This window comes from Ruegeria sp. CDSC085, assembly GCF_059610465.1.
Genome location: NZ_JBXWNR010000010.1, coordinates 41,573 through 64,729, shown reverse-complemented (window position 1 = coordinate 64,729; position 23,157 = coordinate 41,573). Strand labels below are relative to the sequence as shown.

Below are 23,157 nucleotides of genomic sequence, written 5' to 3'. Positions count from 1 at the left end.
GCAAGTTTTTTTTCTTTCATCACAGTTCGGCTCTCAGATAGGCCAGCCCCAACGAAAGCTGATCCAACGGCAATCCATCCCAGCACAAAAGTGCTGATATCCGTGACATGCGCCGTGTCAGGTTTGATGACAGAACAGTGTTTCATCTGGATTTAGGCCAGTCGTTTACCATCGGAACCTAGCCGTCCATCTTGGGTCGTTCGTTCCCGAAATCATATGGGCTTCTTAAATGGGCTGTTGCTGAAAATCTGGTTCCGGCAAGATCAATCTCGAAAACGCCGTTCCGGATATATTCCAATGTGATGCGTTCCGGCGCGTCAAGCTGGCATAAAGCTACCGCTGCCCCCAGCGTATGGCCATACGCCGCCGAACGAACTTCTCCGATTTCAACGCCGTTACACAGGACGGCCTCGCCGCCCCAAAGCTGCTGTGCGCCATCATCCAGCACCAGCTGAACAATGCGGGTTTTCAGGTGACTGGGGTCTTCTTTCGCAGCCAGCAGCGCCTCTCTCCCGATAAAGCCGCCCGGCTTTTCGAAATCGACCGCAAAACTCAGCCCCGCCTGCAACGGTGTGATGCCGGGGGTCAATTCACGGCTCCAGGCGCGGTATCCCTTTTCCAGCCGCAGCCCCTCCAGCGCATAATATCCGGCGTCGCGAATGCCGTACTCTGCTCCGGCGCACATCAGGTCTTCATAGACACCGATGGTGAATTCAACCGGAACCACCAGTTCCCAACCCAGTTCGCCTACATAGGTTATGCGATTTGCCAACACGGAGGCGTAACCCAGGTCAATCTCCTGTACCGCGGCAAATGGGAAACCGGCATTGGACAGGTCAGTTTTGGTCAGCTTGCGGAGCACGTCGCGAGACTTTGGCCCCATAACGGCCAGCACTGACCAGGCCGAAGTTACATCCGTCAGGAATGCGTGTGCATCCTCGACGAAATTCCTGCGTATCCAATCCGTATCATGCACAGCCTGTGCCGAGCCCGTGATCAGCATGAACTCCTGATCCTTCAGGCGCAGCACGGTCAGATCGGATTCATACCCGCCGCGCTCATTCAGCAGGCCAGTGTAGATTGTGTGACCCACCGGCACATCCACATTGGCCGCACAAATCCGGTTTAGCTGGGCACAGGCATCGCGACCTTGAACCAGGAGCTTGGCAAACGAGCTCTGGTCAAAGACCGAAACCCCCTCGCGGGTATTCTTATGCTCAGTGGCAACCGCGTCATGCCAGTTCTGACGGCCAAAACTGTAATGAATCTCGGGCGCCTCACCTTCAGGCGCAAAATAATTCACCCTCTCCCAGCCCATTTTCGATCCAAATACGGCATTCTTCGCCGCCAGACGGTCATAGAGGGCAGAGCGTCGGAATGGACGCGCCGAATCCAGCTCTCGGTTCGGCCAGGGCATCGCGTAATGAAGTCCCAGAGTTTCCTTGACCCGGTCATGCAGCCAAGTGGGGTTGTTGTTGAAACTGGCAAACCGGCGGATATCAACGGCAAACAGGTCCGAGGTCGGCGCCCCCTCGACAATCCACTCTGCCAGAGCGCGCCCTGCCCCGCCGGCGCTGGCAATACCCATAGAGTTGAACCCGGCGCCGATGAAGAAGTTCTTCAGTTCAGGGGCCTCTCCAAGCAGATAGTTGTTGTCAGGCGTAAAGCTCTCGGGGCCGTTGTAGAATTTGCGCACGCCGGCTTCGGCCATCTGCGGCACCCGGACCAGTGCGTTTTTCAAAAGAATCTCGAACTGGTCCCAGTCATCGGGCAGCAACTGGAAGAAGAACTTGTCAGGTATTCCATCCATTGCCCAGGGCTTGGCCTCAGGTTCGAACCCGCCCAACACCAGACCACCGGTTTCTTCCTTGAAATAGATGTAACCGTCTGGATCGCGGAGCACCGGCAGGTTAGGGGTCACACCCTCAACCTGCTCAGTCACGATATACATATGCTCGGCCGAATGCATGGGAACGTTGACGCCGCACATCTTGCCAAGTTGCCGTGCCCATTGGCCACCGCAATTGACTACGACCTCGGCCTTGATCGTGCCCTGATCAGTCACCACACCGCTTACCGCGCCATTCTTAGTCAGGATATCGGTGACCTTTATGCCCTCGATCACCTTTGCGCCGCCCATCCGTGCGCCCTTGCCCAGCGATTGAGTCAGATCGGTCGGATTTGCCTTTCCGTCCCCGGGCATCCACAACCCGCCCTTGACATCATCCACCTGCATTACCGGCCACTTGTCCTGCGCTTCCTGAGCGCTGATGACCTGAACCTCGACACCCTGCGCCCGCGCCGCCGCAGCCGTGCGCAGCAGCATGGTCATACGGTCATCTGTCCGTGCAACAGTAACCGAGCCGCACTCCATCCAGCCTGTCGCGAGCCCGGTCTCTGCCTCAAGCTGCGAATAGAGCTCGGTCGAATAGCGGATCAGGTTGGTCATCGCGGGTTGGCTGCGCAACTGACCAACCAGACCGGCCGCATGCCATGTGGTGCCACAGCTCAGCTGCCCCTGCTCCAGAAGCACCACGTCACGATGCCCCATCCTGGTCAGATGATACGCAACCGAGCAGCCAACGATACCGCCTCCCACAATGACATATTGTGCGCTGTGCGGAAGTTTGGTGTCAGCCATCGGCTCGCTCCGTACTCAGGGATTCGGATTTGCTTCCACCCTATTTGTGCTTTGCAATTTTTGGCAACTGCTTTCGTATTTTTGCGTTACACTTTCACAATATCCACGGGTTGGTTTTGTAGCGCGCCAACTATGCTATTTGGCAACTCCTCATCCACCACCAGTGCTGCTTTCACCGGCAGCGGTTTCATCGCGATCGGACCAACCACGTCGAACTTGCTGCCATCCGCCAGGATCAGTGGCCGCTGCGCCCGTTCCATCATCATGTGACGCAGGTTGGCACCTTCTAGCGAAAAGTCTGTAAACAATGCCCGAGAGCTCACACCGCCGACCCCTATCAGTGCATATTCCGCATTGTACCGCGACAGGTGGTCGAGCGTGTCCAAACCCAACGTAGCATTCTCTAAAAAATCCAGCCGCCCGCCCAGCAGCGTGACTTCGGTGGTCGCTGGTGCCAGCACAGAAGCAATCGTTAAGTCGTTGGTATATATAGTAAGATTCTGGCGAACAGTCGCCAAAGCCTGCGCCGCTGCCATTGTCGTTGACCCATTGTCAACTATCACGCTGGCCCCGTCCGGGATTACGCTGGCCACATAGGCTCCAATCCGTTTCTTACCCTCCGGGTTGGTTTGGGACCGGTCGGCCATGGAAGGTTCCTGCCTGCGCACACTGGTCGCCCCGCCCCGCACCTGATGAAGCTTGTTCTCCTGAGCCAGCTGTTCAATATCTTTGCGCACGGTTTCCCGGGATACACCAAGCCGTTCAGTCAGAGATCGGATCGAGACCGCGGGTTGGCGCGAGACTTCTTCCAGAATAATGGCGTGGCGTTCGGGTGCTAGCATTGGCCGGCCCTATGGTTTGGCATTGCACGAATATGCCAAAACTTGCCAATAGGGTCCAGCCTGAACACACAATCAGGCACGAGTTTTCGTAGCCGCCGCGGTGACGCTCACACGCAAATGGTCCAGCGCAGTTAAATGCCCTGTAACCCTAAGTTACTTTGAAAACTGCCGGATTGACCCGGATCATCGGCGTCGAGGCACCCGCTCAACCGGCAGAACGAGGTCGGATCGGGGATGACAATGGTGGCGCGGATCAAAAAACGGCTTGACCTGCACCACGAGAGCTTGATCGCAGACACAGCGTAAGGAACTGGGCCATTTCCGGGCAAGGAGTGTTTACACCGCATAGGTGGGAAATGACGCGCACAACACGGCGACTGTAGCTTTACAGCGCAGGACTGTCGCGTCGGCATCACCTGCTGCCTCAGCTTCGATCAAGTCCGCAATCACATTGCCCAACTCTTCGAACTCGGCTTCCTTCATTCCGCGGGTCGTGGCTGCGCTCACGCCCAGACGCAACCCAACCCATTCCGTCGGACGTGTGCTGTCATTGGGGATCGCGTTTTTGTTTGCCGTGATATTGGTCTTTTCAAGAACGACCTCAGCACGTTTGCCCGTGATACCCTTTGGGCTGAGATCCACGAGTACCAGGTGTGTGTCGGTGCCACCGGAAACAATACGCAAGCCCCGGGTCTGCAAGGTTTCTGCAAGTTTGGCGGCGTTGGCTTTAACCTGTGCTCCGTAATCCTTGAACTCGTCCGTAAGCGCTTCTGCGAGACAAACAGCTTTGGCTGCCAGTACCTGGCTGTGGATCGAGCCCTGAACGCCGGGGAAAACCGCAGACTGCAGCTTCTTGAACCAGTCCTCGTTGTTCGTGAGGATCAGTCCGCCACGCGGGCCTCGCAGTGTTTTTGTCGTGGTGCAAGTTACAATGTCAGCGTGTGGGAAAGGCGAGGGATGCGCGCCAGCGGCGACAAGCCCGGCAATATGAGCCATGTCCACGTGGAAATGTGCGCCCACCTTTTTCGCGATTTGCCCCATGCGCTCAAAGTCGATTTCGCGCGGATAGGCAGAACCACCCGTGATCAACAGCTTAGGCTGGATTTCCTCAGCCAGTTTTTCCAGCGCATCACAGTCAATAACTTCAGAGTCGGCATCAACACCATAGTGATGCGATTCGAACCAGCGACCCGACAGGTTGGCTTTCAGGCCGTGACTCAGGTGACCGCCAGCTGCCAGATCAAGCGACAAGACCTTGTCGCCAGGCTTGAGTAGCAGAAAGAAAACAGCAAGGTTCGCCTGGCTGCCGGAATGGGGTTGAACGTTGGCATAGTCGCACCCGAACAATTCCTTGGCGCGGTCGATTGCCGCTTGCTCGACGACGTCGACGAACTGACCACCTCCGTGGAACCGGTTACCCGGATACCCCTCAAGCGTCTTGTTGGTCATCTCATGTCCGAGGACATCGAGAACTGCACGGCTGACGATGTTTTCGGACGCGATCAGCTCAATTTGATTCTGCTGACGCATTTTCTCGTTTGCAAGAGCTTCTGCGACGACGGGATCGGTCGTCCCCACTGGATTTTCAAAGTGCCGCAACATCCGGGCTCCTCCGATGCGTTTTGGTTTAATCCAAAATCCAGAGTTTCACTGGCGGAAGCAAATCAGTATTGCTATTTATTTGCCGCAGAAAAACTAAGGCTCAAGTAGATGTCACTTTCTCCTCGTCGTCCAAAAGGTCCACATCTCAATGCCCTGCGAGCATTTGAGGCAGCAGCTCGGCTGGGCAGTTTTGCCGCTGCGGCAGACGAGCTATCCGTTACCGCGGGCGCGATAACCCAGCACGTCAAGACCCTGGAAGCTTGGGCGGGCACCCAACTTTTTGTCCGAAATGCCCGTGGGGTTGAGATGACGGCGCTCGCCGAAGAGCTTTTGCCCGAGTTTAGCCAGGCGTTTGACCAATTGGGAATGGCTGTGCAGGAACTCCGAAGCAAGGCCTTGCCCCGGAAGGTCAAAGTTGCTGCGTTGCCGTCGATCGCGCAGTTGTGGCTGGCCCCGCGGCTTGGAAAGCTAAGGCGTATTGCTCCGGATTTGTCCGTGTCTGTTGTTGCACTCGAAACACCGCCAAACCTCGCGCGTGAACCTTTTGACATGACCTTGTTTTTTACTAGTGAACTGATCGGAGCAAACGAAATCAGAATAGCGGAAGATGTGATTTTCCCAGTTTGCGCCCCTTCAGTCGCGGACAGATTGAATTCTGTTTCGGATCTTTCGAAGGAAACACTTCTCCATGACGGGTCGTGGGCAAATGATTGGGGCAATTGGTTGAACAGTCAGCCTGGTGGAGCAAACGTGCCGCAGACGGGAACTGTACACTCGCTATATTCTGTCGCGCTGGAGGAGGCGCGTCATGGCGGCGGCGTGTTGATGGCGCACGAAGTTCTGGTACAGAACTTGTTGGACTCTGGCGATCTGGTCCGCCCTTTTTCAGCCTCGTTGAAGCTTCCGAGTGCAATGGTGGCGAAATTTACTCCATCGTTCAGCAGATCCCCCGCCTTCAACGAGTTACGATCATTTTTGCTGGCCGCGAACTGAAGAGCGGTTTCCGCAATACGGTTGCTACCGCCAATCAGGCACCGCTTCGCCTCACAAACTCAGTTGGTCGAAACGTCGCGACAAATCCTGCGAGCACATGCATCAAATCCGTGAACCTTCACATACTTAAGTCGTGGTCGAGCCTCAGACTGGAAGGTTGAGAAACGCGGCCCGACATTGCAAGCTGCTGTCAAGACCCACGGTCCGGGACGGAGGAAGAATGTCAGACGCGCGCCCTTCGGCGGAATCCAATCCTGGTCTCGCGGTACGCGACCTGAGTTTTCACTATGGCGCCAAGACGGCTTTGGATGCTGTCTCTTTTGACGTGTCGGCGGGGACGTTCTGCGGTCTGCTTGGTCCGAATGGGGCTGGGAAATCGACACTGGTGTCGTTGCTCACGCGATTGCTAGTGGCACCAGATGGTGAAATCACGGTCGCAGGCCATAATCTTCGCCAATCCCCGCGCAAGGCGCTGGCAAAGCTCGGCGTGGTCTTTCAGCAACCGACACTGGATCTGGGTTTGACGGTACGCCAGAACATGACCTATTTTGCCGCGCTGCACGGGCTACCTCGATCCGATGTCCCCGACCGGATCGACGCAGCGCTGGATCGGCTGAACATGCGGGAACGTGCCGGGGAACGTGTACGCGATCTTAATGGTGGTCATCGTCGTCGGATGGAGCTGGCTCGTGCCCTGCTGCACGAACCATCGGTGTTGCTGTTGGACGAGCCAACAGTTGGGCTTGATGCCGCGGCACGGCACGCGATAACCGACCATGTGCACGACCTGGCGGAACAGGGGTTGTGCATCTTGTGGGCCACGCACCTGACAGATGAAGTGCGCGACGACGACCAGTTGCTGGTTCTGCATTGCGGTCAGATTATTGCCAGTGGGCAGACAGGCAGCCTACGGGGGGATCAAACCCTGTCCGACTGGTTCCTGTCCCGAACCGAGGTTGCGACATGAGCGGGTTCCTGGGTGTCGCACGTGCCATCATCGGACGCGAGTTTCTGCGTTTCATCCATCAACGTGAACGATTTCTCGCAGCTCTGGTTCGGCCAATGGTCTGGCTTTTGATTTTCGCTGCAGGGTTTCGTGCCGCCCTGGGCCTGTCGATAATTCCACCCTATCAGACCTATATCACCTACGAGACCTATATCATCCCTGGCCTCTGTGCGATGGTTCTGTTGTTCAATGGGATGCAAAGCTCACTGAGCCTTGTCTATGACCGCGAGATGGGCTCGATGCGTCTGCTGCTGACCAGTTCGTTCCCGCGCTGGTGGTTGTTGTTCTGCCGCCTGCTGGGATCAACGGCGATATCCATCCTGCAGGTCTATACGTTTCTCGCATTGGCCGCTTTGTTCGGCATTGTCCTGCCGTTGCCCGGATATGTCGCGGTTCTACCGGGATTGGTTCTGGGCGGTCTGATGCTGGGCGCGCTGGGGCTGGTGCTGTCCAGTTTCATCAGGCAACTAGAGAATTTCGCCGGCGTGATGAACTTTGTCATCTTCCCGATGTTCTTCTTGTCTTCCGCCCTCTATCCGCTGTGGAAAATGGCTGAAAGCTCGCCGTTGCTGCGTGATATCTGTGCGCTCAATCCTTTCACGCATGTGGTCGAGTTGATCCGGTTTCTGCTTTACTTGCAGATCAACTGGGGGGCCCTGCTGTGGGTTCTGGCATCAACTGCGATACTGAGCGCGATCGCCGTTTGGGGGTATGATCCGGCCCGGGGCCTGATGAGGCGGAAATCGTGACAGCCGCGCCACAAACCGTAAAGCGCAGTCTGCTTCTGAAAACCCGGCTGGGCCTTGGTGCCGTCGTGCTTGGATCAGGCACCTTGCTGGCGGCCGCAACCCTTTACTTCGGGATGCAGAACGTCGCCAGCCGTCTGGAAACCGCGCTGGCTTCGGAAACCCGTATGGCACGCTATGCGGCTCTGTCGACCCAGGCCGCCACCTTTCTTGTGATCGCAACCGAGTCGATACAAACCGGCCAAACAGTCGAGTCACGAATTGATCGCCTTTCCCCGATCCGAGACCAGATTGCGACAACGTTTCTGCAGCTTCGTTCTGATGTGGAAGACGCTGTTGCCGCGGTTCAGTCCCTGGGGCTGGACGAACAATCGCGTTACGGAACCCAATCCTTGGGTCTGGCCAGAATGGAGGCGCTTCTGGCCAGCACGCTGGAAGGGCTGGCCGACGCGGAGGCCGATCAGGCGCGGCTGCGTGCCCATGTCGACTCGTTTGCGTCGGCGTTTGATCCTCTGCTCAGTCAGGCGGTGAATACCGAGGTTCTGTTTCGAAACTCCGTATTGGCCGGGATCGAAAGGACCCGCCTGGTTCTGACTTGGGTGGCACTGACACTGGCATTATTCGCCTTGCTCAGCACGGCGTGGTTCTACTTTGGTCTGGTGCGGCCGCAGTTCTCTCGCCTGGATCGGCTGCGCAATGCGGCGGTTCAGGTCGGCCAATCCGAATTCGCAATTTCGTTGCCGCAAACCCGCAATGATGAGATCGGCCAGTTATATGGCGAGACCAACCGCATGGCGGCTGCATTGAGACAACGCCAGGCCGAGGTTGACGCAGAGTGGGCCCGGTTAAACGAGACCATTGCCCAGCGAACCCGGGAACTTAGCGCTGCAAACGAATCCCTGTCCAAGATTGACGAAAACCGGCGCCGCTTTTTTGCTGATGCCAGCCACGAACTGCGCACACCGCTGACGGTGATCATGATGGAAGCTCAGATTGGCCAGAGGGATGTCCAGACCGCGCCAGAGGTGTTGGCAACAATCGAAAACAGCGCCGCAAAACTGAACCAGAGCATCGATGATTTGCTACGCGTCGCCCGATCCGAAACCGGTGAGCTGGCTCTGGAACCAACTAACGTTGCACTATGCGATCTGATACAAACAATTGTCAGCGACATTCAGCCTGAAATCGACAGCGCCAACATGCAGCTCGAAACGGGCCGCTTCCCGGATTGTTCGTTGCACTGTGACCTGAATTGGATTCGTCAGGTCCTGCTTAGCCTGATACGCAATGCGATCCGACATGCGCGCGAAGGGAAGGCGTTGTTACTGTCCGGTAAAACAGTAGACAGCGGTGTTCAAATACAGCTAACGGATAACGGCCCCGGCATTCCCGATGGCGCCCAAACCCGGATCTTCGAGCGGTTTGTTCAGGGAGGGGCGGCAAACAGTCAGGGCTTCGGTGTCGGGCTGGCACTGGCCAGATGGGTCGTCGAGGCCCATGAAGGAACCATTTCGGTGGCAAGCCCGGTTCCTCGCAACAATGCTCTGGGATCAAATGCCGGTACAATTGTCTGCATTCGATTACCGCTGGCGAAGGCATAGAATAAATACATGGTCTCCAAGCTTCTGATCATAGATGACGACCCCAGAATCACGTCGGCCCTTGTCCGGGGCCTGACGCTGCACGGCTACTCAGCCGAGGCTGAAAACCGCGCCGACCAAGGGTTGGAACGGTTGAAAAGCGGTGCATTCTCAGGTGCGATTGTTGATGTGATGCTGGGAACGGATAGCGGTGTCGAACTGGTCCGAGCTGCGCGCCGTGCTGGGGTCGGAATCCCGATCCTGATGTTGTCGGCGCTATCGGATGTCGACCATCGCGCCGCAGGGCTGGAAGCCGGAGCCGATGACTATGTCGTAAAGCCGTTCAGCTTTGATGAACTTGTCGCCCGATTGCAAGTACAGGAACAGCGCGCACTCTCTCACCGCCCGGACCCCGCGCGGCTATCCACGCGGGACAGAACAATTTCAATCCGAGAGACAAGCATTGCACTCACCGAACGTGAATTCGATCTGCTCACGTTGCTCAACAGCCAGGCCGGATCGCCAATTTCCCGGGGAGAGCTGTTTGACACGCTTTGGTCGCAGGAAGGATCCAGCAACGAAAATGTGGTGGACGTCTATATTGGGTATCTGAGAAGAAAGCTAGCGTCAGACGATTTTGGGTTTGAAATCAAAACCATACGCAATCAAGGGTTTTGCCTTCAAGGTGTCGCTCCGTTATTGGATGACAGCTGAGTACCGACCAAAGTCTAATTCTTTCTTATGAATTAAGAGTCGCACCATCCGATAAGTCCTGCCACATTGGAAACCAGCACACCTTAGGAGGAGGACCCTGATATGGCTTGGAACAGACCTGTTATTCGCGAAATCGAATGCGGCATGGAAATCAACATGTACGGCCCCGATCATGACGATGAGCGCGGTGGCGGCCTGATCTGATCAGCCGCAAGCGCCAACAATAGATGACGTTGCGCGCAATAATACTTGGGGCCGCTGCTGGAGGCGGCCTTCCGCAATGGAATTGCGGATGTGAGAACTGCAATCTGGCCCGAAGCGGAGTTATTCCCGCGCAGACGCAGTCATCACTCGCCGTGTCCCCCGATGGTCAGAACTGGGCCATCCTGAACGCATCTCCGGATATTCGAGCACAGGTCGGCAATACACCTCTCCTGTATCCGACTGGGTTGCGCGAGATGCCGATTAATTCTGTGCTGGTTACAAACGGTGATATTGACCATGTGGCTGGCTTGCTCACGTTGCGCGAGATGCAGCCATTTACGCTGTTTGCAACTCAAAGCATTCAGGATGTTCTAGCGCAGAATCCGATATTCGACGCCTTGAACGCCTCGGTCGTGAAACGCGCGTCGATCTCGTTGAATGAGACATTCGAGCTGGTTTCAGGCTTGGAGGCAACTTTGTTCCCTGTGCCCGGCAAAGTGCCTCTGTATCTTGAAGGGGAACACGTCGAAACCGAGCTGGTTGGCGAACAAACTGTCGGGGTGGCACTAAGCACACAAGGGAAGACGGCGTATTATATACCGGGCTGCGCCGCATTGACGCCCGAGTTGCGCGCTCGGCTTGACGAGGCCGATCTTTTGTTTTTCGACGGCACGCTTTGGCACGACACAGAAATGGTGCAGGCCGGGCTGGGTCAGAAAACGGGCAAGCGCATGGGCCATATGTCGATGGACGGCCCAGATGGATCGATCGCCGGTTTCGCTGATATGAAAATCGGCCGGAAAGTGTTTATCCACATGAACAACACCAATCCGGTTCTGCGCCCCGACAGCACTGAGAACGCTCAGGCACGGGCCAAAGGCTGGACGATAGGCCAAGATGGCATGGAGATAACACTATGACCCAAAGCCGCAAAGAGTTCGAGGCCCGGCTTCGTCAGATCGGAGCCGAGCGTTACCACGACTTGCATCCTTTTCATCATCGCCTGCACGGTGGTCAATGCACGCCTGACGAAGTGCGGGCCTGGGTGATCAACCGCTACTATTATCAGCATTCCATCCCGATGAAGGACGCCGCCTTCATGTCGCGTGTAGATGATCCCGCGCTGCGCCGAGCCTGGCGGTCGCGGATCGAAGATCATGACGGCACGGAAGACAACGAAGGTGGTATCCGGCGCTGGTTGCGACTGGCCGAAGCAGTCGGTCTGGATCCGGAATATGTCGCCTCATGTGACGGCGTATTGCCTGCCACCAAATTTGCGGTGGACGCTTACGTGCGATACGTCCGTGAAAAGTCGTTGCTGGAAGCGGTTGCGGCCTCACTCACTGAACTGTTTGCTCCCAAGATTCACGCCAACAGGATCGAAGGCCTGCTTCAGCATTACGATTTTGCGGATGACAGCTCACTTGCCTATTTCCGCAACCGCCTGAAAGAAGCCCCCAAGGATGTGGCCTTTGGCTTGGCATGGGTATTGGATCATGCCGACACTGCAGAAAAACAGGAAGCGGCAGCCAAAGCACTGATATTCAAGACCGATGTCCTCTGGTCGCAGCTGGATGCCTTGTGGGGCGCTTATGTCGAACCTGCCCGAATTCCTCCCGGGGCATGGAAGCCGGACACCGGTTTACGGATGCGGCAGGCATCATGATGTTGGCGCAGGAGGTCCCCTTGCTTCCGCGTGGTGTCCGCATCCAGTACGATTCTGTGCGGGAACAATGGGTTCTACTGGCACCTGAACGGGCCGTGACGTTGGATCAGATCGGACATGCGATTCTGAGCGAAGTAGACGGCCAACGCAGCTTTGGTCAGATCACCGCAAGCCTGTCCAAGAAGTACAACGCCCCGGAAGAACAGATTGTCGAAGACAGCTCGGGGTTTCTGGATGCCCTTCGGGTGCGTCGTTTTCTGGATGTCATTTGATGCAGGTAAAAACCCCTCCCCCAATTGCCATGCTGGCCGAGCTGACGCATCGTTGCCCATTGTCCTGCCCCTATTGCTCCAACCCAGTCGAAATGGCCAAACTCGACAGTGAAATGGATACCGAAACCTGGGCACGTATTTTCAGAGAAGCGGCGGCGCTTGGCGTCTTGCAATTGCATCTGTCAGGTGGAGAACCCGCATCCCGCCGAGACTTGGTTGCGCTGGTCAACGCCGCGCGTGAGGCTGGACTATATACCAACCTGATCACATCGGCGATCGGACTGTCCGAGCGACGCCTGCATGAGCTGGACGAAGTCGGCCTGGACCACATCCAGCTTTCTCTTCAGGGCACTGACGCCGCGATGGCGGACAAGGTAGGCGGCTACCGAGGTGGGTTTGACCGCAAAATGAAAACGGTCGAATGGATCAAAAAAATCGGGTTTCCGCTGACCCTGAACTTCGTGCTGCACCGTCACAATGCCCACCAACTGCCGCGGGCGCTGGAACTGGCGCGCGAAATGGGAGCGCGACGGATCGAAGTTGCAACCGTACAATTCCACGGCTGGGCCTTGAAGAACAGGGACGCCTTAATGCCGACGCGGGAACAGGCGCAACAGGTGACGAGACAGGTGGCCGAGGCCAGGAAGGACCTCAAGGGACAACTGGTCATCGATTATGTCCCGGCGGACTATCATGATGACTATCCCAAGCGATGTATGGGCGGTTGGGGCACAACCGGGCTGAACGTGGCGCCAGACGGTCTGGTTCTGCCTTGCCATGCGGCACAGTCCATCCCGCATCTGACATTTGACAGGGTGCAGGACAAACCGCTTGCGGATATCTGGTACAGTGGCAGCGCGTTCAATGCTTATCGCGGAACGGAATGGATGTCGGACCCGTGCAAAACCTGCGAACGCAAAACCATTGATTTTGGCGGCTGCCGCTGTCAGGCCATGGCCGTTGTCGGAGACGCAAGCGCCACCGATCCCGTTTGCATCAAATCACCCCTTCATCAGACCCTGCAAAACCAGGCAAACGAACATGCCGCCAAAGCGGATGCGCCTTTCATCTATCGTACCGCACCCGGTGCCGCGACGAAGTCTGCGAATGACCCCTAACCCAGAACGGCCCCGTCTGGCCCGGATATCAGGTTTAGGATCCGGTCGGAAAGCCGATTTGCTTCTGGTCTGGAATGCGTCACGAACAGGGTCGCCGGTCGGTGCCGAATGATGAGGTCCTCGGTCAGGGTCAGCATCGTCTCGGCTGTTTCAGAATCCAGAGACACAAAGGGCTCGTCCATAATCAGAAACTCAGGCTGCCCGGCAAATGCGCGTGCCAAAGAAAGCCGGCGCTGCTGACCCAGTGACAACTGGCCGGGAAACAAATCCCCCTTTCCTTCCAAACCCACGTCAGTCAGCGCGGCGTCGGCCTCAGCCTGCGACAGGTCGCCATGAATCAGGGTCAGATTATCGATAGCCGAACGCCATGGCAGCAAAGTGGGTTCCTGAAATACAATGGCCAGTCGATCCGGCCGAACGATATGGCCTTCAAAGTTCGGGTCAATGCCTGCCACCAATCTCAGCAGCGTCGTCTTTCCAATGCCCGAGGGCCCAGTCAGAGCGACTGTTTCCCCGGCAGCGATTTCAAAGGCAACGGGGCCCAGAACGGCATCGTTTTCAAAGTGCTTTTTGTGGATGTCAATTTGGATCATGCAGTTCTCCACCGTCGAGCGTTACGCTCCAAAGGCTGTAGAACCAACCACTCAACGACCAGCATGACCGCAATGAACGAGAATGCGTAAACCAGCACCATAGCCACATCAAACAGCTGAAAATACAAGTGGATTTTGAACCCGACACCGGATGATCGCCCAAGAAATTCGACCACAAGCACGATTTTCCAGATCAGAGAAAGCCCAGACCGTGCGGCAGCGGCGATAAACGGGGCAAGCTGCGGCAGGATCACATGACGCAGTCGCGTTTGCCACGGCATCCGGTAGACCTGTGCCATCGCATCCAGATCTGGGCTTAGGGCCCTGCCGCCCTCTCGGAGGATCGTTGCGACATTGGGAATTTTGTTCAGCGTAACTGCGGTGATCGCCGCAGCTTCGGTCAGCCCGATCCAGAGATAACACAGCACGATCAGAACCAACGCGGGCAGGTTCAGGAAGATAACCAGCCATGGATCGAGCCAGCGGTTCAGCGCATCCGACCGCCCCATGGCCAGGCCAATGATCGTTCCCAATGTCATCGCCAACACGAAGGCCCAGATCACGCGTAACAGAGTCGCGCCAAGGCTGCTTAGCAATTCGCCTGACGCAAGTTCTTGCTGAAACCGGGGAATCAGATCCCAAGGTTGCGGCAGAATCTGAGGATCAGCGGTCAGAGACGCTGAAACAATCCACAACGCGACAAGGCTTGCGATAGACATAAGCGGCGTAAGGCGCGCGTTTTGCATCTGATCCTATTCCACGTCAGCAAAAAGACCCTGTGGCACAGTCGTCGCAGCGCCCACCAGTTCAGCCCCGCCTAATTCGGCCATAAGTTCCAGCATCTTGTTGGCCGCAACCTCGTCAACCGGGCGGCGATCGGGAATACCGGCGATCCAATCGAACTTGAGTTGTTCAAACTGTGCATCGGACGTGACGTTCATGCGCGGTCTGATCGCCTCCCACGCCTCAGGCGAATTGGCCAGCAGGTCCTTGGCATCGCGGCTGGCGGCAAACAGGCTTTGCGCAAGGTCGGGGTGTTCGTTCAGAAAACTCTCTTTCAGGTAATAACCCAGCAGGGGTGTATTTGTGTCGAGCCCCAAAGCCTGCCCAGCACCCTCAACCGAGATCAGCTCTTTCATGCCGGACGCTTTCATCTTGGCCAGAAAATGCCAGAAATTGATCGCGCCGGCATAGTCACCGTTCAAAGCAGATTTGAAGATCAGAGGGGGCGCACCGAACACCTGCTCGGTGTCGGCTTTCAGGTCCATCCCATATTCCCGTGCTGCAAAGGCGCGCAAAATCAGCCAGGATTTATCCAGCGGGCCACCCGCTATGCCGATCTTGCCACCGGCTAGATCCCTCAAACTGGTCGCAGGGCTGTCAGCTGGTACAACCACGCCACCAACTGCTTTGGAATAGGGAATGAAAACATAGCCCTTGCCCGCAGCCCTTTGTCGAGCAACCCAGATCCAATCGGCAACGGCTAGATCGGCTTCGCCACCTTCGACCGCAATGCGCGTTGCGCCATTGTCGGCAAAAGGTTGAACATCAAGGATAAAGCCATGTTTCCGATCCAGACCGTTCTGGCGAATGGTCTCCAGTTCCCAATTCACCGTACCTATCTTGAGTACGGCCGCCCGAATGGTCGGCAGGGTCTCAGCGGCCAGAGCCCCCGAAATGAGTGCAAGTGCAAGGCAGGCGGCAAATAGTTTGGTCATGGCTCAATCCTGTTTATTCGCTATTCCGCTTTTCGGCTGACTTCATTCAAATCCTTGTCCAGCTTGATATCGAACTGGTTGCCACCCTTACAAATGACGTCATCCAGATCATACCCATCGTCTTCTACCTCGATGTCATCCGGGTCCATCTGGCATTCGATAGAGGCAAGATAGGCCTCAATCCTTTCCACTGTTTCGGTATCAACTTCGTCGGCGGAAGCCGGTGCCGCCAAAAGTCCGGTGATTATGAAAATTCCAATATTTTTCATGTACCTATCCCTTCTCTATTGAATACTAACAGTGATGCGTTGCGTTTCACCCGTGGACCCGGGGATGCGAATTTCATGACTGCCGGGTTTGATTGCGATAAACGACAATTCAGCCACGCCAGCCTTGTCAAACTCGATGCTATCTACCGCCATCGGACGAATTTCGATCTTGTTAATCACGATTTCGTTCATCCAGATCGCGCGAAAGAACGATGGCCCCTCGATGGCCAGTTCCGCTGAACCATCAGCGGTGATCTCAAGCTTGTAATACGCGCCGGATTGCAGAACCACGTCTTCACCCAGCGGCTGCCCTGAGGCGAGTGTCAGCTTTATGGTTTCTCCCCGGTTGCATTTCGCCAGAAGTCCGGCGAATCCCAGATCGTCACACAGTGGCGCCGCCGATACTGGTCCACCCAACGCTGCAATCATCACTGCGATCACTAATTTCTTCATTCCCGTCCCTCCCAGAACTTCAGTCAATGGTCACCACGCCCCAGGGCTGTTGACCGACCTGTACTGATTTGATGGCTTTCTCTGCAGCCACATCAATGATTGTGATGTCGTTTGAATTACCATTTGTGGTCAGCAGATTTTTTTCGTCCGGCGTGAAATCGAGCTGCCAGACCCGCTGCCCCACCAGGATATAGTCCAGAACTTCAAGGCTTTGCGCGTCAACAACGGCGACCCGGTTTGCGGGCCCCAAAGCAACGAACAGACGTTTGCCGTCCGAAGTCACCTTGGCACCGACGGGTTGCAACCACTCCGGCTGCACGCCCGCCACTTCGAAGCTGATTTTGCCAACAACCGTCGGCGTTCCGTCTTCTGCAATGTCCATTACCGTGACGGTTCCGCCTATTTCCGATGTCACGAACAGGCGTTTTCCATCCGCCGTATACTGGGCATAGCGTGGGCGCTGGTCGACCAAGACATTATGCTTGATGGAATAATCCTCGGTGGAAATGAAATGCGCCATATTGGTGGTCTCGGACGTGTTGACCACAAATTTGGCGTCGGGGCTCATTCCCATGCCTTCGGGCTCGACACCTACTGGAATCTCGGCCAGAACGGTGCGGGTTTCGGTGTCTGTAACCGTCACCAGATTGTCGTCTTCATTGGCGATATAGAGCCGCTTACCCGAGGGTTCGAGAATGAAGAGCTCGGGATCCGGGCCAGAAGGCAAGCTGGGCAATTCCTCATAAGTCGAAGTATCAAACACCCGAATAATATTGTCGTCAGACGCACATACATACAGTTTGCTGCCATCCGGGCTGACAGTGATGCCGCGTGGGCGGTTGCCGCCCGGAAATTCGGTGATCACGTCCCAGGTTTCGGTATCAACTACGGTAATGGTGTTGCCCCGCTCATTCGAGACAAAAGCCTTGCCCGCCAGCGCCGGACCCGAGGCAAACGCAGCAAAGGCAACGGTCAGCAATAGTCGTTTCATCAAAACCTCCGGTTACTCAAAAGCGTGACAGCTGGATTCCGCCCGATCCAATCCCATTGAATCGAGCGGCGAGACCTGGTGCAGAAATCCCTCCTGCGGGCTGACACTGACAGTGATTGACCCGTCATACAGAAGGATCGGCTGGCGTAGCTGCCCGTTCCAGTCGCGGAACGTCACTTTCTGTCCTTTGAAAGCCGCAAGTTCGAACTGGTCCGAAAGGGCATAATCACGTACACCTTCCGGTTCGGCTGTGCTGGCACGGGTCACGGCCTCACCGATAACCCGTAAAGCAAGCCACGTATTGTAATCTTCCGGGCGCACGTATCGACCCGTCATTTCCTCGAAACGGGTGTGGAACTGCGTCGCGCCCCAAGCTTCATGGGCTCCATGAAACGTCGTCGGGCGCAGACCGCCGGAACCCATCACAGGACGCGGAGTCCAAAGGTGATAAGACAGATAGCGCGCAAAATAGTCGGTTTCGTCAGCGGCGATCACAACATCGTGGTCTCGTACATCCTGTGTGTCCAGTGGCAATTGTCGCTGAACTAGGACATGACCGGAATCCGTTCGGCGAGATCCCCCGGTATCCGCAAAGGTCCGATCTTCGGTGATCTTCGCGCCAAACTTGTTCGCCGCGCGGCGATACGCGTCCGCGAGCTTGACATCCTCGGGGTTGGATCCGGCCAACAGGAACCAGTCGCCCCATTTCTTCCAGACGGCAAACTGTGCAACAGCATCGGCTTTCATGCCACGGGACGGTGCGATATGAAGCAGGTTGCCCCGGCAGTTTGCGTCGCGCAAGTCGATATCAGGCGCAGACACGTTGAAAACAAGCGCCCCGGACTCTGCCGCCTTGTCCGTCAGGCGTAGTACGTCAGGGGCTTTGGCCAAAAGGACGACCAGGCGTACGCCGCCGGCAAGGATCCGGTCCATTGCGGCGTCGGCCTCTTCCGGCGAAACGGCAATAGTGACGGTCTCATAGGTATGTCCCAGAAATCCGCCCGTAGTTCCGTTATCCTCATCACCAAGCGCCGCACCAGCAAACCCCAGATCGTCGGGTTTCAGATCATATCGCGAGATAGGCAGAAGTGATGGATAGTCGATCCGCAGCACCGCAGCCTTTACATCGAGCGCCGCCGCGGTCATCGCGGATGCATACCAAAGAAGCGCCGCAAGCAGCGACAGCAGGCGAATACTCAAGATGTCCTCCCGTTGCCTGAATGTCAGAGTTCAGGTTGAACCAACCGGGGCATAGCGCCCCGAAAAACGGAACCGATACTTTTGGCCGTGTTGTAAAACAAAGCCTAACAGCTTCATCATTGAGCTCGATTCTTATTTTATAAGAATGCGCGTATACGGTTGATCTTGCTATGGTTTCCCGCGGCGTCCCTCGGTTTCTCAGGGGGTGTCACGGGTGACCGGTAACGTGCGCTCGCGCGTCAGTTCTGACAGGAGGCACGCCGCGACGGAGCCGCGCGTGTAAACGCTCAGCGCATTCAGGGAGGAAATGGAATGAATCGACGACTTCTTCTTGCTGCAACCGCCGCTCTGCTGGTTCCGGGTCAGGTTTGGGCCCATGGGCCTACCAGGCAGAAAGTCACGCTGTCTGTCGAGGTCGCAGCCTCACCAGAGGAAGTCTGGGCCGTTGTCGGGAACTTTGATGACATGTCGTGGCATCCGGCTGTGTTTGCGACCGAAGGCAACGGCGGCAACGCGATTGATGCGACCCGATTGCTGACACTTGGTCAGGAAGGCGGGCCAACGATCAATGAAATCCTTTACAAGTACAGCGAAGACAAAATGAGCTACTCCTACCGGATCACCGAGGTCGCGGTAGAGGTACTGCCTGTCACCAACTACTCGTCGCATCTGACGGTAAAACCGCGCGACGGAGGTGGTTCGATCATCGAATGGCGCGGGGCTTTCTATCGCGGGTATCCAAACAACGATCCTCCGGCCGAGTTGAATGACGAAGCCGCCGTTGCCGCCGTAACCGGCGTCTATCAGGCAGGTCTCGACGCGCTGATAGAGCGGTTTGGTGCGGCAAGTTAACCACCCGCTGGTGTTGTTCTTGGCGCTCTCTGGCAGCCCGACACAGGCAGAGACAGCGTTTATCACCTGTCAAAACGGTGAGGAACTAAGTCGGATAGATCTTGCACAAATGCAGGAAACAGCCCGTTGGCCATTACCCGGAAAGCCTGCGGGTGTGGCGGTTGGTTTGGATGAAACGCTGTTCACCGTGTCCCCGAACAGCAAAACAGTGAGGCGTTTGTCTGCTGAGACCGGTGAAGCGATAGCGCAAGTCACTCTTGAAGGGGGGCCAATCGGAATCGCTTTGGATCAAGAACGCGGACGGGTTTTTGTCTCGGATTGGTACAACGCCCGTCTTTGGGTTCTGGACAGCAGAACTCTGAAGGTGCAAACCGAGTTACCCACCGGAGCCGCCCCGGCGGGTATCGCGATATCGAAAGACGGGCGTTTTCTGGCGTCGGCCGACAAGGACGCGGATCAAGTGTCGGTATTTGATGCCGACACTCTTCAGCTACTGCACCGCAGCCCGGTTGGAACGCGCCCCTTCGGACTGCGTTTTGCCCCCGATGGGCGTCTGTTCGTCTGCAATGTCGGCAGCAACGATGTCAGCCTGGTCGATGCTGAAACCGGCGCCGTCACCGCAACGATCCCAGTTGGTGAACGCCCATATGGCATCGCCTTCGCCCATGGTCGCGTGTTCGTCACGAACCAATATGCCAATACCCTCAGCGTCATTTCTCTTGAGACGCTCGAACATGAGGCTGTGATTGATGTTGGAGAATATCCCGAAGGCATTGATACGACGTCAGGCGAAGATCTGGTGGTCATAGCAAACTGGTTCGACAACACCGTCAGCATCGTGGACCCGCAGGCACTGTCGGTGGTAGAAACAATAGAAACCTGTGATGGACCACGTGCCTTTGGCAGGTTCCTGCAAGGAGGACAACAATGAAAGCATCTCATCTGATTGCGGCCGTGTTCAGTGTGTTGGCGGCCCCGGTTTGGGCATCCAACGAGGCATGGGAAAATGTCCGAGCTCTGCTTTATGGCGACAGACCGATGCAGAACGGAGATGCGTTGATCGCGATTGATGCACCTTATCGCACACCCGATGACGCGCGGGCTCAACTGGCGGCTCAGGTCGTAGCCCCTCGGGGGGCGAAAGTGGCCAAGGTGACTTTGGTGTTGGATGAAAACCCGATGCCGGTTTCCGCCGTGTTCGAGTTGGAAGAGCCACTGCCGAGCTTCTACTTCGATGTGACCATGCGTGTGAACGGTCCGACCCCGATGCACGTCGTCGCCGAGACCACCGATGGACGCCTGTGGGTGTCAGAAACTTTCGTCAAGACCTCTGGTGTTGGCGCTTGCGCGGCGCCTCCTGGGACTGACCCGGAACTGGCCTTGGCTAACCTTGGAACGATGGAGGCCGAACTGGTCGGCCGTGTGCCTGCGCTGAACACGCTGAAGCGGCTGTCCAAACTGGGTGCGGATCGCGCCAACAAGATGGATCTCAGCATTGATCACCCGTCGCATTCCGGAATGCAGATGGATCAGATTTCTTTGCTTTTCATACCGATGCGATATGTTGAAACCGTGGATATCGATCTTGATGGTGCCGGGTATATCCAGATGACGGGGTCGATTTCACTGTCCGAAAATCCGAGGGTTGGCATATCTGTTCCAAGCAGGGCGCAAGCGGTCGATGTGACCATGACGGATACTGACGGTACGGTCAGTCATTTGCACAAGAAACTGGCGGGCTTCTAGATCAACCGCCTCCGGTAACGGGTTGGCCCGGGGCCGGCTCGACCCGATCCAGCGGATAGCCCCACAATGCCCAGCCGTCGGTACCCTCTGGAAGCCAGTAGACCTTTGCGTATCCCCATTCGATTGCGCGTCGGGCGGCATTCCAGCTCATCCAGCAATCTTCCAGGCAAAAGAACACGACACCTTGGTTGATATCGCCATTGGTGCTGGCCTCTAAACCGGATCGAAAATAGTCTGCAGTGACCTCTGCGATTGCTCCGTAGCCGACATTGGGTAACCAGATTGCTCCTGGAATACTGTCGCGCGGCTTGTCCCGCCAGATCGTGCCTTCAGGCAAATTGGCTGGTTTGGGCGGCTGCGGCAAAACGTCGATGAACGCAACGCTCTGATCCAGCCACAGGCCGTGCGCCTCTTCCGGACCGATGGTTGTTCCACCGGTTATCTGATCCGGCACCGGTGCGCGGTAGTGATCCATGCGGTAGTCACTTGGCTCGGGAACTGTCTGCGCTGTTGCCGCAGTCGAGATTAGCGCAATTGCTACCGTGGCCCGCATCATTGAGACAGGTCCAATACCTCGGTCCCAAGATCATTCACAAGTGGAACGCCTGCCTCGGCCAATACTGAATTGATCTCATCCTGATTTCGGCGGATCAGCGAGTTCAACTGCCGCTGCCAAACCTTCTCACCCTGACGCACGCCCATGGTGATGCGGTAAAACAGACGCGGCGGCAGCTCCTCTTTAACCAGCGGGATCACCTTGAAATCAGGGTAGTCTGCCGTGACCAAAGGCCCGCCCAGTGGACCCCAAAGAATGGCCACATCAATCTCACCCGATTGCAGATCATCCAGCATGTCGATGGCTGGGCTTTCCACACGTCGGTCAACAAAGAGATTATAAGGCTTGGCCTGTCCGATCAGGCCGTTCCGCGCCATATGCGCCGCAGGCGGTGTGCCGGCAATAATGCCGATCCGTCGCCCCTTGAGCATCGGATCGTTCAACGTGTCGACCTGAGCCAGGTCGCCATCCTTTGGTACAATTAAGGTATAAGCAGACGTGTAGTAGTGGTTGGTGTTTTGCACCAACTCATGACCTTGTGCATAGCCGATCACCACATCGCAACGCTTTGCGGCAAGCGTGTTCCGTATGAAGCCCGTCGCCTGAGGAAACCAGACATATTGCACGGGCAGTTCAAGCTTTGCCGCAATCAATTCCGCCAGCTTGTTTTCATATCCCGTTCCATCCTCGGATGACACTGGATAATTGGCAGGATCCGCGCACACGCGAAAAGCTGTTTTTGAAACCAGATCAGAGGTCTGCGCCTGCACCGGCAGCGTCAGACCGAGCCAGACGCTAAGTCCGCAAATAGCAAGGCAGGCCTTAGCCCATACACGCATCTTCATCCTCGCGGATCACGTCAGATTTAGCCTCTTTCTTGGGCGGCCGTCCACGCGGGATCGCACCCGACCCATGAGCCTTCAAGTATACATAGATGTCATCCAGAAAGCACATCACATTCGGGTTGTCGCCAAATCCCGGCATTACCGAGTTTTCAGCGGCGTTCACCACCTGGCGGCCATTTGTGACGATATCAACGAAGTCGTAATAATCCATTTCCAGCGCTGACTCTTTCAAAGCCGGCGCATAGGTCGAACCCTCGCCATCCGGACCATGACAAACATGGCATTCCGCGTGATACCGCCGGAAGCCTGAAAATGTCATCCAGTCCACGGTTCCATCCTCGGCCACGTTGAAAGTCGGGATATCGTCTTCGGTGTAATACCGTCCATCCTCGGTGTATGCGGCAGTCAGGTTGTCCGCTGCCACGGCACAAGGAAGGCATGACATGAGTGAAAGTGCCAAAAGACGTGTAACGTGGTTCATGGATATCTCATTTTCTTAAAGTAGAGTTCCGGCGCGGCCATCACGGGTCGCGCCGGGCATTTCCTTTGC

At 56.4% G+C, this 23,157-nt stretch carries 26 protein-coding genes; 13 read left to right on the top strand and 13 right to left on the bottom strand.

Features of this window, described 5'->3' with window-relative positions; translation table 11 throughout:
- Positions 1-178 precede the first annotated feature (178 nt).
- The 3 genes from AC2FJB_RS15035 to AC2FJB_RS15025 all read right to left on the bottom strand — a co-directional run bounded on the left by AC2FJB_RS15035 (position 179) and on the right by AC2FJB_RS15025 (position 5,085).
- Entirely contained in the window at positions 179-2,641 is a 2,463-nt protein-coding gene (locus tag AC2FJB_RS15035; protein ID WP_496719382.1) for a GcvT family protein, read from the bottom strand.
- Between the two features lie 86 nt (positions 2,642-2,727).
- On the bottom strand, positions 2,728-3,483 hold the full coding sequence (locus AC2FJB_RS15030; protein WP_496719381.1) for a DeoR/GlpR family DNA-binding transcription regulator: 756 nt from the start codon (positions 3,481-3,483) through the stop codon (positions 2,728-2,730).
- Positions 3,484-3,819: 336 nt separating this feature from the next.
- Positions 3,820-5,085 carry a 2-methylserine hydroxymethyltransferase gene (locus tag AC2FJB_RS15025; RefSeq protein WP_496719380.1) on the bottom strand — a complete coding sequence of 422 codons (1,266 nt, stop codon included), beginning with the start codon at positions 5,083-5,085 and terminating at the stop codon, positions 3,820-3,822.
- Between the two features lie 108 nt (positions 5,086-5,193).
- Between AC2FJB_RS15025 and AC2FJB_RS15020 the strand changes: the two genes are divergently transcribed.
- The 10 genes from AC2FJB_RS15020 (at position 5,194) to pqqE (ending at position 13,384) form a co-directional block, all read left to right on the top strand.
- On the top strand, positions 5,194-6,078 hold the full coding sequence (locus AC2FJB_RS15020; RefSeq protein ID WP_496719379.1) for a LysR family transcriptional regulator: 885 nt from the start codon (positions 5,194-5,196) through the stop codon (positions 6,076-6,078).
- A 220-nt stretch (positions 6,079-6,298) separates the two neighbouring features.
- Complete coding sequence (locus tag AC2FJB_RS15015; RefSeq protein ID WP_496719378.1) at positions 6,299-7,045, top strand: ABC transporter ATP-binding protein; 747 nt, start codon at positions 6,299-6,301, stop codon at positions 7,043-7,045.
- Complete coding sequence (locus tag AC2FJB_RS15010; RefSeq protein WP_496670316.1) at positions 7,042-7,833, top strand: ABC transporter permease; 792 nt, start codon at positions 7,042-7,044, stop codon at positions 7,831-7,833. Before AC2FJB_RS15015 ends, AC2FJB_RS15010 begins: the two co-directional genes overlap by 4 nt.
- Positions 7,830-9,431: a sensor histidine kinase gene (locus tag AC2FJB_RS15005; RefSeq protein ID WP_496719377.1), complete on the top strand. Its 1,602-nt coding sequence runs from the start codon at positions 7,830-7,832 to the stop codon at positions 9,429-9,431. Before AC2FJB_RS15010 ends, AC2FJB_RS15005 begins: the two co-directional genes overlap by 4 nt.
- 9 nt (positions 9,432-9,440) lie before the next feature.
- Complete coding sequence (locus AC2FJB_RS15000) at positions 9,441-10,124, top strand: response regulator transcription factor (RefSeq protein WP_496670314.1); 684 nt, start codon at positions 9,441-9,443, stop codon at positions 10,122-10,124.
- 102 nt (positions 10,125-10,226) lie between these two features.
- Positions 10,227-10,328 carry a pyrroloquinoline quinone precursor peptide PqqA gene (gene pqqA / locus AC2FJB_RS14995; protein ID WP_117873022.1) on the top strand — a complete coding sequence of 34 codons (102 nt, stop codon included), beginning with the start codon at positions 10,227-10,229 and terminating at the stop codon, positions 10,326-10,328.
- Between the two features lie 23 nt (positions 10,329-10,351).
- Entirely contained in the window at positions 10,352-11,248 is an 897-nt protein-coding gene (pqqB, locus tag AC2FJB_RS14990; RefSeq protein WP_496719376.1) for a pyrroloquinoline quinone biosynthesis protein PqqB, read from the top strand.
- Entirely contained in the window at positions 11,245-11,994 is a 750-nt protein-coding gene (pqqC, locus tag AC2FJB_RS14985) for a pyrroloquinoline-quinone synthase PqqC (RefSeq protein ID WP_496670309.1), read from the top strand. Before pqqB ends, pqqC begins: the two co-directional genes overlap by 4 nt.
- Complete coding sequence (gene pqqD, locus AC2FJB_RS14980) at positions 11,994-12,266, top strand: pyrroloquinoline quinone biosynthesis peptide chaperone PqqD (protein WP_371415326.1); 273 nt, start codon at positions 11,994-11,996, stop codon at positions 12,264-12,266. Before pqqC ends, pqqD begins: the two co-directional genes overlap by 1 nt.
- Positions 12,266-13,384, top strand: a complete 1,119-nt coding sequence (gene pqqE, locus AC2FJB_RS14975; protein WP_496719374.1) for a pyrroloquinoline quinone biosynthesis protein PqqE — start codon at positions 12,266-12,268, stop codon at positions 13,382-13,384. Before pqqD ends, pqqE begins: the two co-directional genes overlap by 1 nt.
- Here pqqE and AC2FJB_RS14970 read toward each other — a convergent pair.
- The 7 genes from AC2FJB_RS14970 to AC2FJB_RS14940 are packed head-to-tail and all read right to left on the bottom strand — an operon-like array spanning position 13,381 to position 18,554.
- Entirely contained in the window at positions 13,381-13,977 is a 597-nt protein-coding gene (locus tag AC2FJB_RS14970; RefSeq protein WP_496719373.1) for an ABC transporter ATP-binding protein, read from the bottom strand. The two genes, pqqE and AC2FJB_RS14970, sit on opposite strands and share 4 nt — an antisense overlap.
- Entirely contained in the window at positions 13,974-14,723 is a 750-nt protein-coding gene (locus tag AC2FJB_RS14965) for an ABC transporter permease (RefSeq protein ID WP_496818584.1), read from the bottom strand. The genes AC2FJB_RS14970 and AC2FJB_RS14965 overlap by 4 nt, the downstream gene beginning before the upstream one ends.
- Positions 14,724-14,729: 6 nt before the next feature.
- Positions 14,730-15,695, bottom strand: a complete 966-nt coding sequence (locus tag AC2FJB_RS14960; protein ID WP_496719371.1) for an ABC transporter substrate-binding protein — start codon at positions 15,693-15,695, stop codon at positions 14,730-14,732.
- 20 nt (positions 15,696-15,715) lie between these two features.
- The gene (locus AC2FJB_RS14955; RefSeq protein ID WP_117873014.1) at positions 15,716-15,964 is read right to left on the bottom strand and encodes a PepSY domain-containing protein; all 249 of its coding nucleotides are present in this window, start codon (positions 15,962-15,964) and stop codon (positions 15,716-15,718) included.
- Between the two features lie 15 nt (positions 15,965-15,979).
- The gene (locus AC2FJB_RS14950; protein ID WP_117873013.1) at positions 15,980-16,417 is read right to left on the bottom strand and encodes a cupredoxin domain-containing protein; all 438 of its coding nucleotides are present in this window, start codon (positions 16,415-16,417) and stop codon (positions 15,980-15,982) included.
- 19 nt (positions 16,418-16,436) lie between these two features.
- The gene (locus AC2FJB_RS14945; protein ID WP_496719370.1) at positions 16,437-17,408 is read right to left on the bottom strand and encodes a YVTN family beta-propeller repeat protein; all 972 of its coding nucleotides are present in this window, start codon (positions 17,406-17,408) and stop codon (positions 16,437-16,439) included.
- A 12-nt stretch (positions 17,409-17,420) separates the two neighbouring features.
- A complete protein-coding gene (locus AC2FJB_RS14940; protein WP_496719420.1) occupies positions 17,421-18,554 on the bottom strand; it encodes an ABC transporter substrate-binding protein in 1,134 nt (377 codons plus the stop codon).
- 366 nt (positions 18,555-18,920) lie between these two features.
- On the opposite strand from AC2FJB_RS14940, the gene AC2FJB_RS14935 reads away from it, so the two are divergent.
- The 3 genes from AC2FJB_RS14935 to AC2FJB_RS14925 are packed head-to-tail and all read left to right on the top strand — an operon-like array spanning position 18,921 to position 21,206.
- Positions 18,921-19,460, top strand: coding sequence for an SRPBCC family protein (locus tag AC2FJB_RS14935; protein ID WP_496719369.1), 540 nt, complete (start codon positions 18,921-18,923; stop codon positions 19,458-19,460).
- On the top strand, positions 19,447-20,391 hold the full coding sequence (locus AC2FJB_RS14930) for a YncE family protein (RefSeq protein ID WP_496719368.1): 945 nt from the start codon (positions 19,447-19,449) through the stop codon (positions 20,389-20,391). Before AC2FJB_RS14935 ends, AC2FJB_RS14930 begins: the two co-directional genes overlap by 14 nt.
- The gene (locus tag AC2FJB_RS14925) at positions 20,388-21,206 is read left to right on the top strand and encodes a quinoprotein dehydrogenase-associated SoxYZ-like carrier (protein WP_496719367.1); all 819 of its coding nucleotides are present in this window, start codon (positions 20,388-20,390) and stop codon (positions 21,204-21,206) included. Before AC2FJB_RS14930 ends, AC2FJB_RS14925 begins: the two co-directional genes overlap by 4 nt.
- Position 21,207: 1 nt before the next feature.
- Here the strand turns inward: AC2FJB_RS14925 and AC2FJB_RS14920 are convergent, their stop codons facing one another.
- The 3 genes from AC2FJB_RS14920 to AC2FJB_RS14910 are packed head-to-tail and all read right to left on the bottom strand — an operon-like array spanning position 21,208 to position 23,088.
- Positions 21,208-21,759, bottom strand: coding sequence for a PQQ-dependent catabolism-associated CXXCW motif protein (locus AC2FJB_RS14920; RefSeq protein WP_496670961.1), 552 nt, complete (start codon positions 21,757-21,759; stop codon positions 21,208-21,210).
- Positions 21,759-22,601 (bottom strand): substrate-binding domain-containing protein, encoded by an 843-nt coding sequence (locus AC2FJB_RS14915; protein ID WP_254683868.1) that lies wholly within the window; start codon positions 22,599-22,601, stop codon positions 21,759-21,761. The genes AC2FJB_RS14920 and AC2FJB_RS14915 overlap by 1 nt, the downstream gene beginning before the upstream one ends.
- The gene (locus AC2FJB_RS14910; RefSeq protein ID WP_117873006.1) at positions 22,585-23,088 is read right to left on the bottom strand and encodes a c-type cytochrome, methanol metabolism-related; all 504 of its coding nucleotides are present in this window, start codon (positions 23,086-23,088) and stop codon (positions 22,585-22,587) included. The genes AC2FJB_RS14915 and AC2FJB_RS14910 overlap by 17 nt, the downstream gene beginning before the upstream one ends.
- Positions 23,089-23,157: the final 69 nt, after the last annotated feature.